Here is a 15834-nt window from a genome sequence, read left to right as displayed (position 1 = left end):
GGAAATGGTGAAAGACAATGCAGAGCTGAACCGGGCAGAAACCTTAAACCGTTGGCGCCTTATCCTGGGTGAATCCTCCGAAGAAGGACTGTCCAATGCAGATGACTACTCCCCTGATGATTTTAAATATACCGAAGTCGATGAGATTCTCGGATATCTGTATAATCGCGAATACGGTGAAGAGCAGGGTTATAGAAAAGGGGGAGGAAGGGGCCCCTCGGACCTTACCGTCCCCAAATGGTTGCATAAGGTCAGGGAACTGTTCCCGAAATCAACGGTAGAAATTTTGGAGAAACAGGCGCTTGACCGTTATGGCCTAACGGAATTGTTAACGGACAAAAAGCTGCTGGAATCCCTCGAACCCAATATGAACCTACTCAAGAACATTATGCAATTTAAAGGACGAATGAAAGGCGACGTATTAAAGAGCGCCAAGGAAATCGTACGAGTCGTGGTTGAAGAGCTGCGACGCAAACTCGAATCTCAGACCAAAGCGAGCATTATGGGGAAACGCAGCCGTTATGCATCCAGTTCAGTGCGTTCCTTGCGCAATTTGAATTTCAAGCAGACGATTACCAAGAACTTGAAGAACTATGACAAAAACAATCGAAGATTTGTAATTGATCGTCTATATTTTGATGGGAATATCCAGTCTCACAACAAGTGGGACATCATCATTGGTGTGGATGAGAGCGGAAGCATGTTGGATTCAGTGATATACAGTTCGGTGATGGCAAGCATTTTCTATCGCCTGAATGCACTGCGAACAAAATTGTTCATTTTTGACACACAGGTTGTCGATTTGAGTGACAGGCTGGAAGATCCGGTAGATGTGCTTATGAATGTGCAGCTTGGCGGGGGAACGCATATTACCAAGGCACTCCGTTATGGTGAGACGTTAATCGAAAATCCTGGGAAAACAATATACATTCTCGTTAGCGATTTGGAGGAGGGTTACCCGATCCAGCACATGTATAAGGCATGTAAGGATATTCTGGATACGGGCTGCAAATTGCTTGTGCTGACCGCACTCGACTTTAACGGAGATACCGTGTACAACAAACATGCTGCGCAAACGTTATCCAATATGGGTGCACATGTTGCTGCGATTACACCCAATGAGTTGGCAGATTGGATTGGCGAAATTATTACTTAATTGGTTATATATAAGATCATTTATAAACTCATATTCGAGGAGGAATGTGTAATGTTAACTGCAGATCGCGCAGTAGAAGCTCTGGTGGAGAAGTTTGCAGAGGTGTGTTCCAATGAATATTCGTTGAAAACGGATCGGAGTCCGGAAATCATAGATTATGTGATGGGAACGACGGATAAGTTTCCTGATATGATGGGAGGTTCCAGCCATTATGCGTACCAGACGATAGAAGTACTCATGAAAATTGCCAAAAAAGATGACGGAGACATCTTTTTTCGAGCGGGAGCCATTGTAATTCATATGGAATCCAATTATTCCAGAAGAAATTCGTGGAGAACCGATGGTTTTACGCTCTGCCTTGGAAACGACTCGGAAGCTTATGGACTGAGTGGAAAGAGCAAAACCCATGATCGGATGGGCGGTTTGCTGTCCCGTTTGGAGAAAATCAATCGCTATGCTGGAGAGAAGGAAATTCTGGATGAATTAAAGAGCAGACTGAAGGGGAATTTCCATGATGTAATCAATGGAATGATACTCCTTCGACTCTATTCAGATCTCAATGATAGCCCTTCTCATCTTGCCCAGGTACAACAGTTCACTCAATCTCTGCCTGCATTATTTCAACACGTGATGACCCATGATACAAGTAAGCTGCGGAACGAATTGCGTACATTGATTGAGCCACTGGTGGTTTGCAATTTTCAAACAAAACATAACAAATCTGCATATGAATTAAATGATGAATTTCTCCGGGAGAAGCATAATCAGGTTATAGCTGAGAACTATTCGAACACTTCTCTTTCCAAAAAGGAGCAACTGTCTTACAGTGAGTTCGACAAGACGATGATCCTTTTGAGCAATGCTTTGTTATATTTGGTTAACATCAGTGGCGGCAAACAACGTTTCCTTGAAGACAAAAGTGAGACCGGTCTTATTTTGCTCGAAGCCATAAACCAATTACATGAGATCTATCCACTTGAAGTTCGGCGCTATTTATTAAGTATGGATACAAGAACGAAAAATGCCAACGAATTGCTGTCAGGGCTGGTGCCCCTGGATGAACCATATCATCTCATCGAAATGTTGCGTAATGAACTCGAAGCTTACACCATACCATGGCAATTTCTGCAATCAACGATTGTGAATGATCCGCAGCAAGCGATTCGTGCATACCACATATTAAAACCCCCATTCCTCAAATTGTGTATTCAAAAAGTGCTGGAGGACCATGGAATCGCAGTACCAGAAGTGGATGAAACTGTTGAGCAAGCCGTGTTCAGTGCTCTTCGGCATCCGTTAGATGGAGGCAGACAGGGGCTTGCGATTGCACGATATTTAAACGGGGAGAGTTCCCTTGAGGACTACTGGGAAGATCCGAATAGTCGTGGACTGTTTAATAACCTGAATCGTGACAAAAGGCGCGTTCATAACTTGATCAGCATTAGTTTCCTGCCTTTGGATTCGGAGGCGATGCGTCGGTTCGTGATTCTGACCACGTATCCCGAGTGGACACTGGATATTGTTTCTGATATGTATCAATCTTACGCGTTTAGCGGTGAGAAGCTGTTGGAACTTTACGGCCAAGATCCAGAGGTAAAACAAGAGAAATTGCTGTCCAGTCTGATTTCTCTCAACGGTATGACCGATTATAAGTACAAATCGATGCCTCAGGATGAATATCGACGGATCATTCAGCAAAATCTGGACTTTGCTCTGGGACAGTACAAGAAACTACCCACGGACACGCGCATCTTAATTTTGGAAATCACCTTTGAACAACGTCAAGAGCTGTCGACTAAGCAGGTAGCTGAAGCAATTCGTGCCGGATTGCAGGATTCATCCAAAAAGGCAAATGGCGTGGCATTATCTGAATTCAATCGGATTCCTGACCAGGACTTATACACGACAATATATCGTTCGGAGAAAAAAACGGGTGTGAAAGAAATGGCTCTGAGCGCCATCCGCAGTTTGGATAATAGCAAGGATATATACCTTGAGCTTCTGAAGGGTGAGAAGTCTGCCGAATGGAAGAACCTGATTCAAATTCTGCTGGATACCGCGGATCAAAGTCCAGAGTATGCTCATGCGGCACTTGCAGATCAGGCAGATGCCAAAAAGCTGACCAGACTAAGTTGGTTTTCCTTGAACGATCTTCCTTCTCTGATACGTTCAGAGGACAATCAACCATTAGATGATCGAATCAAGCAATATATCTTCGTCCAATCAATAGATCATACATCTGCGCCGAACGAAAGACTGAATGAACTCCGTGAGTATGTAAGCGAGGAATCGCTCGCACGTTTTGCTAGCGAGCTGCTGCAGTTGTGGATTCAGGAGAGTGCTTCTGCGAAGGAGAAGTGGGTAATGTACCTCTCGGCACTCTTTGGCGATACTCAAATTGTGAATATATTGGCTCCCCAAATTAAGGAATGGACAGAAAACAGCCGAGGCGCCATTGCGGCTGATGCTGTAAAAGTACTGGCCTATCTTAAGGAACCTTCTGCTCTTATGGCGATTGACAAGATTAAACGCACTGTGAAGAACCGCCAGGTTAAGGGTGCGGCTGAAGAAGCGTTGCAGCTGGCAGCGGAAAATTTGGGACTCACCTCGGAACAACTGGAAGATCGACTCGTCACCACACTTGGTTTTGATAAGAATGGAACGATGCAGCTGAGCTACGGGGAGCGTTCATTCCTGATTAAAGTGAATGGAGATCTGCAGGTCGTTGTTGTAAATGAAGAAACGGGTAAATCTGTGAAGAGTCTACCTGCTCCTGCACAGAAAGATGATGCTGAACTTGCAACACAATCTAAGGCGCGTTTCACACAATTGAAGAAGGATCTCAAAACAATGGTTAACATCCAGGAGCAACGTCTGGAAGAATCTTTGTCAAAACAACGGCTGTGGTCTGCTGATGAGTGGACAGCATTGTTTGTACAGAATGTAATCATGCAGAAATTTGCTGTAGGTCTGATATGGGGCACATATGAAGATGGTCAGTTGGTCACCACGTTCCGTTATATGGAGGATGGAACGTTTAATACCGTCGATGAGGATGAATACGAGCTGCCTTCGGGATCTCTAGTGGGATTGATTCATCCACTCGAACTTGACCAATCTACGCTCGAAGGATGGAAAACGCAGCTGGAAGATTATGAGATCAAGCAGCCGTTTGAGCAGCTGAATCGTCAAATTCATGTGCCTGAGGATGAAGACAAAAACAAGGTTGAATATGACCGCTTGCCGGAGTCGGATTTCTCTCCCACCGCATTCCCCAAAGCACTGGAGAAATACGGATGGATCAAAGGTCCAGCACAGGATGGCGGCTGGTATCATGAATTTTACAAAGAGTATGGAGATCTTATCGCAGAACTGCGCTTCAGTGGTACCAGCATTTCATATTATGAAGGATTGGAAGATATCACGCTGGAATCTCTGCACTTCTTTAAACCTGGCAGTCAGAAACACTACTATTATAGCGATCACAAGTCCATTGCTTTGGGTGAAATTGCAGGTCGTGTGTTCAGTGAGACGATCTATGATATTTTAAGAGCGTCAGGTCGTTGATCACGTGAGCGGATTTGAACTGAAATTTCGGATGTTTTCGAAGCTGTGTACGGAGGATTATTTGATTCGAAATGCCAACAAAGGGTTGTACAAACGGTCTCTGAAAGAGTTGGATAATGGCTTGACTGTGCAATACATTTGGAATGAAGCCTCTGTGAGTTGTCAGTTGAGTGATGGTACACATTGTTCGCTTGAAAATACGCTAGATCATTGGGAGTGTTCCTGTCCGGCAGACAATATTTGCAAACATATACTGATTTCGATTTTGTATTATCAGCGGGAACATCAGACAGAGGATACATTAAATCAGGGTGAAGCAGCGTCATCAGCACAGTTGGAACCTGAGTCTGGTCTGGTAACGGAGTCACGCTTCCGCTGGATGGTTGAATCCGATCTTGCTCCTTTGATTAAATCATATAGTTCTTCCTTGATTGAGGAGATTCTGTTCCGATTAAGATATCCCGAGCAGATTGAAGTATTGGAAGATTCTCTTCTAACGGTGCGTCTGGTGAAACAAGAAATTGAGGTTTCGTTTACAGAGGAAGCTAGTCTGGCTAAGGCCCTGTGCAAAGTAAAACAAACTGCCGGTAATATCTCTAAACTTGAAGCATTATTGCGGTATCGGATGCAACAAGGTTTGGATGATACGGAAGCCATAAGTGGAAGAGTCCATGATACCACGTTTTCACTTCAAACGGTGCGGGAATGCCGTTCCATGCTGGCAGATCTGCTAAAGACGGGACTTGCTCGTCTACCGCAATCGTATATGGCTCAATTGGAGACACTGGCGATTGCGGCCCATAGTGGTTATCTTCCTGACGTTGAGCGGAGTTTACGCGGGATTCAGGGGGAACTGCAATTGTTTTTTAACCGACACGTACGGTTCTCCATGCAATCGGTGCTTGATCGGGTAAGCAAGTTGTATCTTGCATTACAGGTGCTTGAACAAGAGAAGGTATCTGCATTCAAACAGAGTCAGCTCATTGGCAGTTTCCGAAGTAAATACTATACGGTTCCAGAGCTGCATCTGTATGGACTGGGTGCTGATGCATGGGAGACACGCTCCGGTTACCGTGGAATCACTTATTATTTCTATTGCTTTGATGATGCGGAAATCTATACGTACAGCGATGTGCGGGCTGTATACTATGAAGATAATCAATTCTCATATACAGAGCATTATGGTTCCTTCACTCCATGGCTGCCCAATCTGACTTTTCGTCAATTTGCCGGGGAAGAGATTCAGTTTCGCTCGGTGAAAGTAAATGAAGAGCATAGACTCTCCTCCGGGGAAGGCGCAAAGCTTACACTGTTGCCACGAACATCAGTGGAAGAGCTGAATCTGGGCAAGTACATGCAAGATATACCCTCCGTACTCGCTGAAGATGCACGCTCATTTGAGTTGTTTTCCGTTCCGAAAGAACGACTGGCGATGATCAAGGTTGCCCGGATTGTAGAGCATCGCTTCGAGAAGCAATCACAGGACCTTATTCTAACGATGGAGAGTGACCATGGGGAGACGTTGGATCTGACTCTTCCTTATTCAACGGAATGGGAGACCATGATCAAAAGGTTGGAGTCAGGTTATGGGACAGGAACACTCGAACACTTTTATGCTTTTGTGCGTATAGAACAGCAACGGATATACCCGATCAGCTTCCTGAAGGGTCCAACAGTGATCAGTCTGAAACTGGATACGGGTTATGGAAGGACGGGAAGAGTTGGAAGACTATAATCAGTTGATGCAGAAGATTAGCAGCTGGTCAGAAGAGCTGTTGCTCCGCGGATTATCCCAATTCACACTGAAAGATATTGATGTGTTGGAACAATTAATTGTAGAGACCTCGAGATTTCAAATGACTTTTCTTCGTGAGATTTTGGAACACATGATCGAAGAGGGCCGAAAAATCGCTTTGGGGAGCGGTAATGAGGAGCTTATGTTGCTTCATTATTGCCGCCTCACACAGTATGTACAGCTCAGCACTCAGGAATCATCCTGAACGGAATGACACATAAAGAATTGCGGAAGCATGAGCCTCTGCAATTCTTTTTATTTTATTTGAGTAAATTAGGTTTTTGAATCGAATCTAATATGGAAGGGAGGGTGAGCATGAAGGAAGAACAAATCAGGGAAGCAGTCGCTAGACGTGACCATGAAGCTATGGAATGGGTGATGAATAACTATGCTGGATTGTTGTGGAAAATTATTTATTCCATATTACATAATGCCTCAACAGAAGAAATCGAAGAATGCGTAGCAGACACCTTTTTTTCATTTTGGCAAAATCCACTTTCTTTCCAGCCCGAGCGCAGTAGTTTGAAAAATTATCTGGCAACCATTGCGAAGCACAAAGCCATTGATCGTTACCGGAAATGGAATCGCAGAAGTGAGATTTCATATGAGGAGAGCATTCATTTTGTTCAAACTGAGGACACTCTCTCTAAATTAATCAGTAAAGAAAGGCAACTTGAATTGGAGCAGGCTATTGAATCATTTCCTGAACCAGACCGGGAAATCCTGAAACGTCGGTTTTACGAAGGTCAGAAGCCATTAGAAATTTCAGAAGCTTTGTCTTTGCACGTCAGACAGGTCAATAACAAAATTTATCGTTCGAAACAGTGGTTGCGTAAGTGGTGGTTGAAGAAGAAATAGAGGAGGTGATTCCAATATCGAATCCAGGAGATCATTTTACGGAACAGAATCTAACCCATATCAAGAAATTATTCTATGAAAAAGTGGGCCTTGAGGCAAATTCTCAACGTAATTCACAGAATGATAGCACACAACTGTATAAAAGGAGAGTCCCTAAAATAATTTATATTCCCATTGCAGCCATCCTGTCTTTAACTATTGTTACAGGCGCAGCAGCGGCCATGGGAGTAATTGATCTTTCATCTATTCTGCAATTTTTGAGTGGAGATCGAATCAACATTCTTCGTCCCGTGAATAAGACCAGTGAAGATCAGGGCATACGCATGCAGACTCTCGGTGCAGTTCGAGACGGCAGCACAACAGAAATTTATGTGGCCCTCAAGGATCTAAAGGAAGACCGGGTTAACTCTTCACTTGATGTATATGATTTTCATGTATCAGGTGGTCGGTCACATAATGCAAAGTTAGTACAGTATGATCCTGCTGAGAAGACTGCGATCATTCGATTTCTGGTTCAGGGAAAACGGCTCAGCAATCGAATGAGTGTCCAGATTAGTTCTTTTTTATCAGGTGCAAATAAAGAGGAGAACTATGATTCTGGGCTCAATCTCTCAGAACTCCTGAGTAAGAAGCAGCAGACCGAATATGACACTCTTGATCCACTCAAAGACAGTATTAGCGGGTGGGGAGGTGAATCCGCTCTGGAATTAAGTGAACAGGAATCCATTCATGTACTTCGTCAGGATCAAACCCATATTAAGTTGCCGGCGATCAATTGGATGTATATATCCAATATTGGTTTCGTCGATGGGAAATTGCATATTCAGATTAATCCAGATGACGAAATGGGTAGATACAATCATGGTTATTTTTTCTTCACTGATGATCAAGGGAACAAGCAGGATATCCCCATGAATAGTGTCTCCTATGGCTCTTATATCAAAGGCGGTACTAGATACGGTGGGGATTATGAGGAGTATATTTTTGATATAACGGATATCAGTCAACTCAAAAAGCTTCAGCTTAAAGGAGATTTTACTAGTTATGATCAGTTCGTTACGGGGAAATGGGAAACAACTTTTGATCTGAAACAGGATTCTTTAAGCAAAACTGGAAAAGCAACTCTTACGCTGGATGATGAAATACGTACAGAGATTGTAGTCTCCTCCCTGGGTGTTACGCTCATGGGCAAAGGCGTCAATCGAATAACACCTGAGAATCTTCATATGGAACTCTATCTCAACGATGGCACAAGCATTCTTCCCAAATCGGGGTTCCTGAACATTGACGACAATTTGATGAAGTGGATATCACCTCAAACAATACCGGTAAATGAAGTGAATTATCTGATGTTGAACGGACAGAAAGTGTTATTGCAAGATCCTTAAAAATGGTTACAAATAAAATGGGCGGTCTTCACGACTGCTCTTTTTTTATAAGATTTTGCTATTCGCTCTCAACTTTTCAAAGTTAACGGTTATATTCGCTGAGATGTCATATCCCCGCTTATGATGCATACCCATACCATTAGGCGAATGCTGTCTTAAGGAGGAAACAGGCATGTCCATGAGCGAACCTCTGTTAACGCAAATTGTCAATCAACATATCCCGGCTGACGCGACTGTCGTCACCATTGATAAACCGGTCAAACATCCGGCCATTTATGCTTCAGATTTAACCGGAGACGGAATGCCGGAAATTGCTGCTGTATATGAGCAGGGCGGAGAACTGATGCTGCTAGTTCTGAAATTTTACCAGGGTCACTGGATCAAGATGTCTTTGACGAAAGGCTTGGGTTATGGTGTTACCTTGCTGACAGCGGCATCGGTGACATCCACGGCGAGGAACAATCTCATTGTCGGCTGGCAGATCGGTGCGATCTGGTCGAAGCTTGCTGTATACGAATGGACGGAATCAGGACTGACAGATCAGGCGCCAGAAGATTTGTATTATAGCCATGCGGAAATCATCGATATGCCGGGTCACCACGGCAGAGATGGCAAAGTAGAAATTGCACTCTGGATTCATGATACAGGTGAAGCTTATCGGGTCGAAATCATCCGCTGGCAGAATGGTAAATGGGTTCCCGCAACAGATGTATATCCGTATTACTTCCCTAAGGTAGTAAAGTATTACGAACAATTGGCAGAACAACATCCAGATTATATTTTCTATTGGTATTATCTTGCGGACGCTCAGTATAAAGCCGGATTATTTCCTGCTGCACTCGTTTCGGTCCAAAAAGCGCTAAGTTTCGGTGACCCCTACCCTTCACGGGAAGTTCTGCTTGAGCTGGAAAAGAAGATTAGGCAAGCCATAGGCACAGAGGTTCCGCGTGAAACGACGTGGTTATTTCCGATATCAGTTAGAACAACAACTGGAACCCGGTGGGGTTATATGGACGCCCAAGGTCGTATTCGTCTTGAACCGATACTTGACGATGCCCAAGACTTTCAACGAAATGGCCTGGCTGTCGTCGTAAAAGACGGGAAGACTGGCATCATCAATCTTAACGGGCAATTTGTCGTTCAACCTGTATACGATTCCATTAATTCTTTCACAGAAGGTCGGGCCATTGTCATTGATTCCCAAGGGTTCAAGATGATTGATGAACAAGGCGCAGTATTGACCAAACGGGCATATCCGTTTATTGCCGATGTGAAGGACGGCCGAGCGCTATTTTACCTTTCAGACAGCAGTCAGGCAGGCGGGGAAGTCAGTCGTTACGGTTATTTGGACACCTCTGGAAATGAGGTCATTCGGGCGCAGTTCGCTTCAGCGAACGATTTTCAGGATGGCAAGGCCGTTGTGCAGATCAAAGATAATGAATATGCGTTAATTAATCGAAATGGTCAGCGGCTGGCGACGTATCCATATGCCTATGTAGGACCTCTGGGTGACGGATTACTTCCTTTTCAGAAAGAAGCATCGGGTAAATACGGTTATATCGACGAAAGTGGTCATGTCCGAATTCAGCCGAGCTTTACCTCGGCATTTCCGTTCAGTGGTGGGTACGCTATTGTGAATACAGCGGAGGATTACAACTCCATCTATGGCGTTATTAATACTCAGGGCACATTTACCATCCAACCCGCCTACAATGATATTCGAGATCTGGGAGAACATCGGTTTGCCCTGGGGCAAGCAATTGATCCCAAACAGTCTTTTCTAGGTTCGGTCTATGCAATTGCAGATGTCAATGGTAGAAAACTTTCGGATTTTGTATATACGGATGTATCGAATTACAAGGGAGGCCTGGCTTCAGCCACGAATGGAACACAAACGTTCTTTCTGGATCTAAATGGGCGACCTGCATCAGGATACCCCCGTGTTGAAGGCTCGGGCACACTTGAATTAGTAGCTCCCGATCTGATCAAGGCGTATGTGGATCAACGCGTATCCTATGTAAATCGGGTCGGGCAGATCATTTGGCGGCAAAATACGATTGTTCCGCTTCACCTACCTTATCGTGTAAGGGAAGAGAAATATAAGCCAAACCCTGATTACCTCGTGTATTATCCGCAGGTGGAAGGGTTAACCGATCAAGCTGCTCAACTTGCACTAAATGCGAAGTTAAAGGCACTTTCCCAAGTGAAGCCCATCCCTGCGGATCAGAAGCTGGATTATACGTATACAGGGGATTTTGATATTACGTTCTACCAGCAGCAATTGCTTCAACTCAAACTTACGGGTTATAACTATCCGGCTGGTGCAGCACATGGCATGCCAACGATGATCTATGCAATCATTAATCTGAGTAGTGGTCAGATGTATGAACTCAAGGATTTGTTTAAACCCAACAGTGATTATGTGAAGGTGCTTAGCAAAATCGTAGGAGATCAGATCAAGAATGATCCACAGTACTCTTATGTTTTTCCGGACACCTATGAGGGAATCAGCCCGGATCAGCCTTTTTTTGTCACAGCGGATGCACTACATCTATACTTTAGCCCTTATGAAATCGCTCCTTATGTCGCGGGATTTCCGACATTTACAATTCCTTTTGCCCAGATCAAGGATATCATTAATACAGAGGGTTCATTCTGGAAAGCTTTTCACGAGCAGCCGTAACCAATCCATGTCACCCCGTAACCTAATGCCTACGAATGGTGTTTAGATAGGGGAGGGGATTTGGATTGTTGCTGAATGTGGTTCAACGTTTTTTGGTTTTGGGGATTGAGTTTGTTATCGTGATGCTGAGCGCTGTGGTCGCACTTGAATTTCTGGAAGGGTTCAAAATTGGAACGAGCGAGTATTATGGTTTGCGGAATGCGGGCCACATCTTTTTTTTACTGATTATTATCACCTTTAGTCCATATGTATTCGCATTTTATACTGTAGTTGTAAGTCCAATTTCATGGCTTCTGCGTAAATATGTCCCCTTTATTATCGCCAGGGTGCTTATATATAGTGTCAGTTGTGGGTTACTAGGCTCGTGGGTATTTGATCAGATGTTCAGTGACTACATGATCGAGTCGTATTATCTGAACCGAGCGACTTCCATCTGGCTATTTGCTCTTGCGGGGGTGATTTACGCAGTAGTAGAAAATAGGGTTATACAACGGTATAAAATGCGAGCAGAGAACATGGAAATTTCAAATAAGATTTGAGAAGCAGAGGGGTGGTAGGATCTCTCAAAAAGATCAATTTTCTGCCACGGATTATTCCTCACGCAGTTAGCCATTCTTCATCGGTAAGAGGCCATATGTCACATATGGTCTTTTTTTGTTTGCCTTAATTTTTAGATGAAATAAATCAGAATGATGCCATTTATTATCCGTATAGAGGTATTTTTGCTCCGTTTTGAGGTAGTAGCTGATCGCTGTGCTGTGAGATATTAATTGGGCGTATATAACACTACGCGATATTGAGAATGATTATTAATGTCAGGAGGAGCGGGATGAACACCACATCTGAAGTATCCGGTTTAATGGAAGTAACCAAGGAGCGGAAAGGTTTGCTGATTACAGCAAGTATCTTCTCGATTTTATCGAGTCTGCTGCAAATGGTTCCATTTATCGGAGTGTATAAAATCGTCGAAGAACTGTTAATCCATGCTCGGGAGCCATCTGGCCTGGACAGGGATTTGCTGATGTATTGGGGATTCGTCTCTTTTGGAGCGCTAATCGCGGGTCTTATCGCGCTCTATATTGGAGGAATGTGCTCGCATATCGCTGCATTCAACATCCTGTACCAGCTCAGAGTAAAGCTTGCCGATCATGTGGCAAAAGTGCCGATGGGGTATCACACTCGAACTGCGACAGGTGAGCTGAAAAAAATCATTGAAGTTAGCGTTGAGAAAATAGAGAAGTTCATCGCGCATCAGCTTCCCGATCTGGTGAGTGCGATCGTCATTCCACTAGTGCTACTATGCTATTTGTTCTGGCTAGATTACCGTATGGCACTGGTCTTGCTAGTTCCCATGATTATCGGGTTCTGGCTGCAAAGCAGCATCTTCCGAAGTGAACGGGGACGTCAGGCATATCGTGATTTTCAGTATGCGATTGAAGAAATGAACTCAACAGGGGTTGAATACGTAAGAGGAATGCCGGCGGTAAAAGTATTCGGTATTACATCGGACTCGTTTCTCACCTTTAAACAGGCAGTAACGAGATATCGGGATATCTCGTTGAGAATAACCGATTTATGCAAGACGTCGTATGGCATGTTTTTCATCATCATTATTTCGCTGGTGACCTTTATTGTTCCGATCGGCATTTTACTTTCAAGCGAAAACGCAGGCAATCAGTCTTTCGCGATCACCTTTATTCTATTTCTAATCATTACACCAAGTTTGTCCGCACCACTCTTGAAACTGATGTATCTGGGTAGTGGCATGCGTGAGATCGTAGAAGGTCAGAATCGGATCAAGGCTGTATTTGCTGAGTCGGTTGTACAGGAACCTCTCACTCCGCTAGTGCCCGATACATATGATGTGGCTTTTCGGCAGGTATCCTTTGCGTATGAACAAAAGGATAGCAAAGCGTTCAAACCTGTGCTTCAAGAAGTTGATTTTGTAGCTAAAGCAGGAGAAATGACGGCATTGGTTGGACCTTCGGGTGGCGGAAAATCTACCATTGCCAATCTGCTTCTGCGTTTCTGGGACGTGCAGCAAGGCGAAATTACGATTGGTGGGGTTCCCATTCAGGAAATGGGGACAGAGAAGCTGATGGAGACGGTTTCGTTTGTATTCCAGGACGTACATCTGTTCTACGATACGATTGAGGAAAATATCCGCATGGGCAATACAGCTGCATCGCGGGATGATGTCATTGCTGCGGCTCGAACAGCTTGTTGTCATGAGTTTATTGAGAAGCTGGATGAGGGATATGACACCAAAATTGGAGAAGGTGGTACGTACCTGTCTGGTGGTGAAGCTCAACGGATTGCCATTGCGAGAGCTTTACTCAAGGATGCTCCCATTCTCGTTTTGGATGAAGCGACAGCATATGCGGATGCAGAGAATGAACATAAGATCCAGCAAGGACTGGCCCAACTGGTTCAAGGTAAAACGGTACTGATTATTGCTCATCGTCTAACAACGATTCGGGCAGCTGAACAGATCCTGGTCATTCGTCAGGGTACCATTGTTGAGCGAGGTACACATGATCAATTACGTGAGGCAGACGGTTTGTATGAGAAGATGTGGCAGGCCCATATTCATGCTGCTTCCTGGAAGCTTGGAGGTGCGAAGCAATGAGGAACTATTTATACAACATATCGGGTGGTAACCCCCGCAGTCTGCTTCCATCCATCATAGCCGCCATTCTGGACGGGATTGCCAAGATCATTCCGGCTGCGCTGCTCGTTGATATTTTCAATACGATATACAAATCCTTCGCTGAACCGGATAAGGGACTGGACATCCAGCGAATGTGGATGGTGTGCTGCATTCTGTTTGCATGGCTGTTGGTGGAGTATGCGGCTTACTCTTCTCTCTATGATAAAACCTATCGGGCAGCATACAGCCTCGCCGCAACGGGACGTTTGAAGCTGGCTGAACATATTCGTCATCTATCATTGGGTTTCTTCGGCAAAAGAGACCCGGGAGATCTAACCAATCTGATTCTGAGTGATTACGGACAGGTAGAGCATACGATCTCTCACAATCTGTCACAGCTCATCAGCGCAATTGTGCTGCCGGTGCTGGCTTTTGTTGGACTGCTGTTTGTAGATTGGCGAATGGCAGTTGCGATGTTCATCGCTGTTCCACTGGGGGTGGCCTTGTTATGGATGACAGACTCCATTCAGGCTCGCTTAAGCGAGAATCATGTGAGAGCCAAGAACGAAGCGGCCAGTCGGCTGCAAGAGTATTTGACCGGTATTCGTGAGATCAAAGCCCACAATATGGGCGGAGAACGATTTGAACGACTGCGTCGTTCTTTTGACGAGTTGAAGTCGGCATCCATTCGGTTGGAAGGCATTATGGGTCCGATGATTATGGGGGCGATGCTGCTTGCGCGTTCCGGCATGACGTGGATGATTTTGGCGGGGAGTTATTTGCTTGCAGGTGGGGAATTGACATTGCCAATATTTCTGCTGTTTTTGCTGGTCGGTACGAAAGTGTTTGAACCTCTGACCGTTGCGCTGATGAGTTATGGCGAAATGCGGTACTCCGCATATAGTGCACGGCGCATTATGGAAGTGCAGCAGGAGGCACCAATGACAGGAACAGGCAGCGTAAAGCCTAATCAGGCCATTTCGTTTAACCGAGTAACCTTTGGTTATGATGATGAGCTTCCCGTACTGAAGGATTTGTCGTTTATCATCCCTCCGCACACGATTACTGCACTTGTAGGGCCTTCCGGCAGTGGTAAAAGTACGGTTACCCGTCTCATTGCGCGTTTTTGGGATGTGCAGTCAGGTTCCATTACGATTGGCGGGCAGCCCATTAGCGGCATGGACCCGGAAAAACTGTTGGAGGATATCTCTGTTGTCTTCCAGGACGTCTATCTGTTCCAGGATACAATCGGTAACAACATACGTGTAGGGAAGAAAGAGGCTACTCAGGCAGAGATTGAAGAAGTAGCACGCCGGGCTTGCTGTCATGAGTTTATCGCAAGTTTGCCTCAAGGATATGACACGTTAGTGGGCGAAGGCGGCTCGACGTTATCTGGTGGGGAAAAACAGCGTATATCGATTGCACGTGCGTTATTGAAAAATGCATCCATCGTATTGCTGGACGAAGCTACGGCGTCACTCGACCCGGAAAATGAAGCCGCAGTACAGCAAGCGATTAATGAGCTTGTCGCGAACAAAACGGTAATCCTGATCGCCCATCGTTTGAAAACGATCCAAAATGCGGATCAGATCCTTGTTCTGGATCAAGGACAGCTTGTGGAACAAGGAACGCATGAGCAATTAGTGCAAGGCTTGGGCATCTATTCGCGTCTGTGGCAATTACAGCATGATGCCGAGGGATGGCAGGTAAAGGTATAGCGACGCACGCAGTCGTCCA

The 15834-nt window shown here is 44.9% G+C and carries 10 protein-coding genes; all 10 read left to right on the top strand.

The window, feature by feature from the left end; all coding sequences use genetic code 11:
• The first annotated feature begins 4 nt into the window (after nucleotides 1-4).
• The 10 genes from gpAD87_RS10315 to gpAD87_RS10270 all read left to right on the top strand — a co-directional run bounded on the left by gpAD87_RS10315 (nucleotide 5) and on the right by gpAD87_RS10270 (nucleotide 15815).
• The gene (locus tag gpAD87_RS10315; RefSeq protein ID WP_064640846.1) at nucleotides 5-1156 is read left to right on the top strand and encodes a VWA domain-containing protein; all 1152 of its coding nucleotides are present in this window, start codon (nucleotides 5-7) and stop codon (nucleotides 1154-1156) included.
• 51 nt (nucleotides 1157-1207) lie between these two features.
• Nucleotides 1208-4723 carry a DUF4132 domain-containing protein gene (locus gpAD87_RS10310; protein ID WP_064638043.1) on the top strand — a complete coding sequence of 1172 codons (3516 nt, stop codon included), beginning with the start codon at nucleotides 1208-1210 and terminating at the stop codon, nucleotides 4721-4723.
• Between the two features lie 4 nt (nucleotides 4724-4727).
• A complete protein-coding gene (locus tag gpAD87_RS10305; protein WP_064638040.1) occupies nucleotides 4728-6458 on the top strand; it encodes a hypothetical protein in 1731 nt (576 codons plus the stop codon).
• A complete protein-coding gene (locus gpAD87_RS10300; RefSeq protein ID WP_064638037.1) occupies nucleotides 6427-6723 on the top strand; it encodes a hypothetical protein in 297 nt (98 codons plus the stop codon). The genes gpAD87_RS10305 and gpAD87_RS10300 overlap by 32 nt, the downstream gene beginning before the upstream one ends.
• 110 nt (nucleotides 6724-6833) lie before the next feature.
• Nucleotides 6834-7376 carry a sigma-70 family RNA polymerase sigma factor gene (locus gpAD87_RS10295; RefSeq protein WP_064638034.1) on the top strand — a complete coding sequence of 181 codons (543 nt, stop codon included), beginning with the start codon at nucleotides 6834-6836 and terminating at the stop codon, nucleotides 7374-7376.
• Nucleotides 7377-7597: 221 nt separating this feature from the next.
• Nucleotides 7598-8764 carry a hypothetical protein gene (locus tag gpAD87_RS10290; protein ID WP_157258445.1) on the top strand — a complete coding sequence of 389 codons (1167 nt, stop codon included), beginning with the start codon at nucleotides 7598-7600 and terminating at the stop codon, nucleotides 8762-8764.
• 172 nt (nucleotides 8765-8936) lie between these two features.
• Complete coding sequence (locus gpAD87_RS10285) at nucleotides 8937-11447, top strand: WG repeat-containing protein (protein ID WP_064638029.1); 2511 nt, start codon at nucleotides 8937-8939, stop codon at nucleotides 11445-11447.
• 65 nt (nucleotides 11448-11512) lie between these two features.
• Nucleotides 11513-11986 (top strand): hypothetical protein, encoded by a 474-nt coding sequence (locus gpAD87_RS10280; protein WP_064638026.1) that lies wholly within the window; start codon nucleotides 11513-11515, stop codon nucleotides 11984-11986.
• 290 nt (nucleotides 11987-12276) lie between these two features.
• Complete coding sequence (locus tag gpAD87_RS10275; RefSeq protein WP_064638023.1) at nucleotides 12277-14076, top strand: ABC transporter ATP-binding protein; 1800 nt, start codon at nucleotides 12277-12279, stop codon at nucleotides 14074-14076.
• Nucleotides 14073-15815 (top strand): ABC transporter ATP-binding protein, encoded by a 1743-nt coding sequence (locus gpAD87_RS10270; protein WP_064638020.1) that lies wholly within the window; start codon nucleotides 14073-14075, stop codon nucleotides 15813-15815. Before gpAD87_RS10275 ends, gpAD87_RS10270 begins: the two co-directional genes overlap by 4 nt.
• Nucleotides 15816-15834: the final 19 nt, after the last annotated feature.

The organism is Paenibacillus sp. AD87 (assembly GCF_001659845.1).
In the GTDB taxonomy this organism is placed as follows: domain Bacteria; phylum Bacillota; class Bacilli; order Paenibacillales; family Paenibacillaceae; genus Paenibacillus; species Paenibacillus marchantiae.
This window is presented reverse-complemented; position numbering and strand designations above follow the sequence as displayed.

Coding starts and splice junctions, on each gene's coding strand:
- gpAD87_RS10270 (WP_064638020.1), top strand. CDS start 14,073: ATGAGGAACTATTTATACAACATATCGGGTGGTAACCCCCGCAGTCTG.
- gpAD87_RS10315 (WP_064640846.1), top strand. CDS start 5: ATGGTGAAAGACAATGCAGAGCTGAACCGGGCAGAAACCTTAAACCGT.
- gpAD87_RS10295 (WP_064638034.1), top strand. CDS start 6,834: ATGAAGGAAGAACAAATCAGGGAAGCAGTCGCTAGACGTGACCATGAA.
- gpAD87_RS10275 (WP_064638023.1), top strand. CDS start 12,277: ATGAACACCACATCTGAAGTATCCGGTTTAATGGAAGTAACCAAGGAG.
- gpAD87_RS10285 (WP_064638029.1), top strand. CDS start 8,937: ATGTCCATGAGCGAACCTCTGTTAACGCAAATTGTCAATCAACATATC.
- gpAD87_RS10310 (WP_064638043.1), top strand. CDS start 1,208: ATGTTAACTGCAGATCGCGCAGTAGAAGCTCTGGTGGAGAAGTTTGCA.
- gpAD87_RS10300 (WP_064638037.1), top strand. CDS start 6,427: ATGGAAGGACGGGAAGAGTTGGAAGACTATAATCAGTTGATGCAGAAG.
- gpAD87_RS10290 (WP_157258445.1), top strand. CDS start 7,598: ATGGGAGTAATTGATCTTTCATCTATTCTGCAATTTTTGAGTGGAGAT.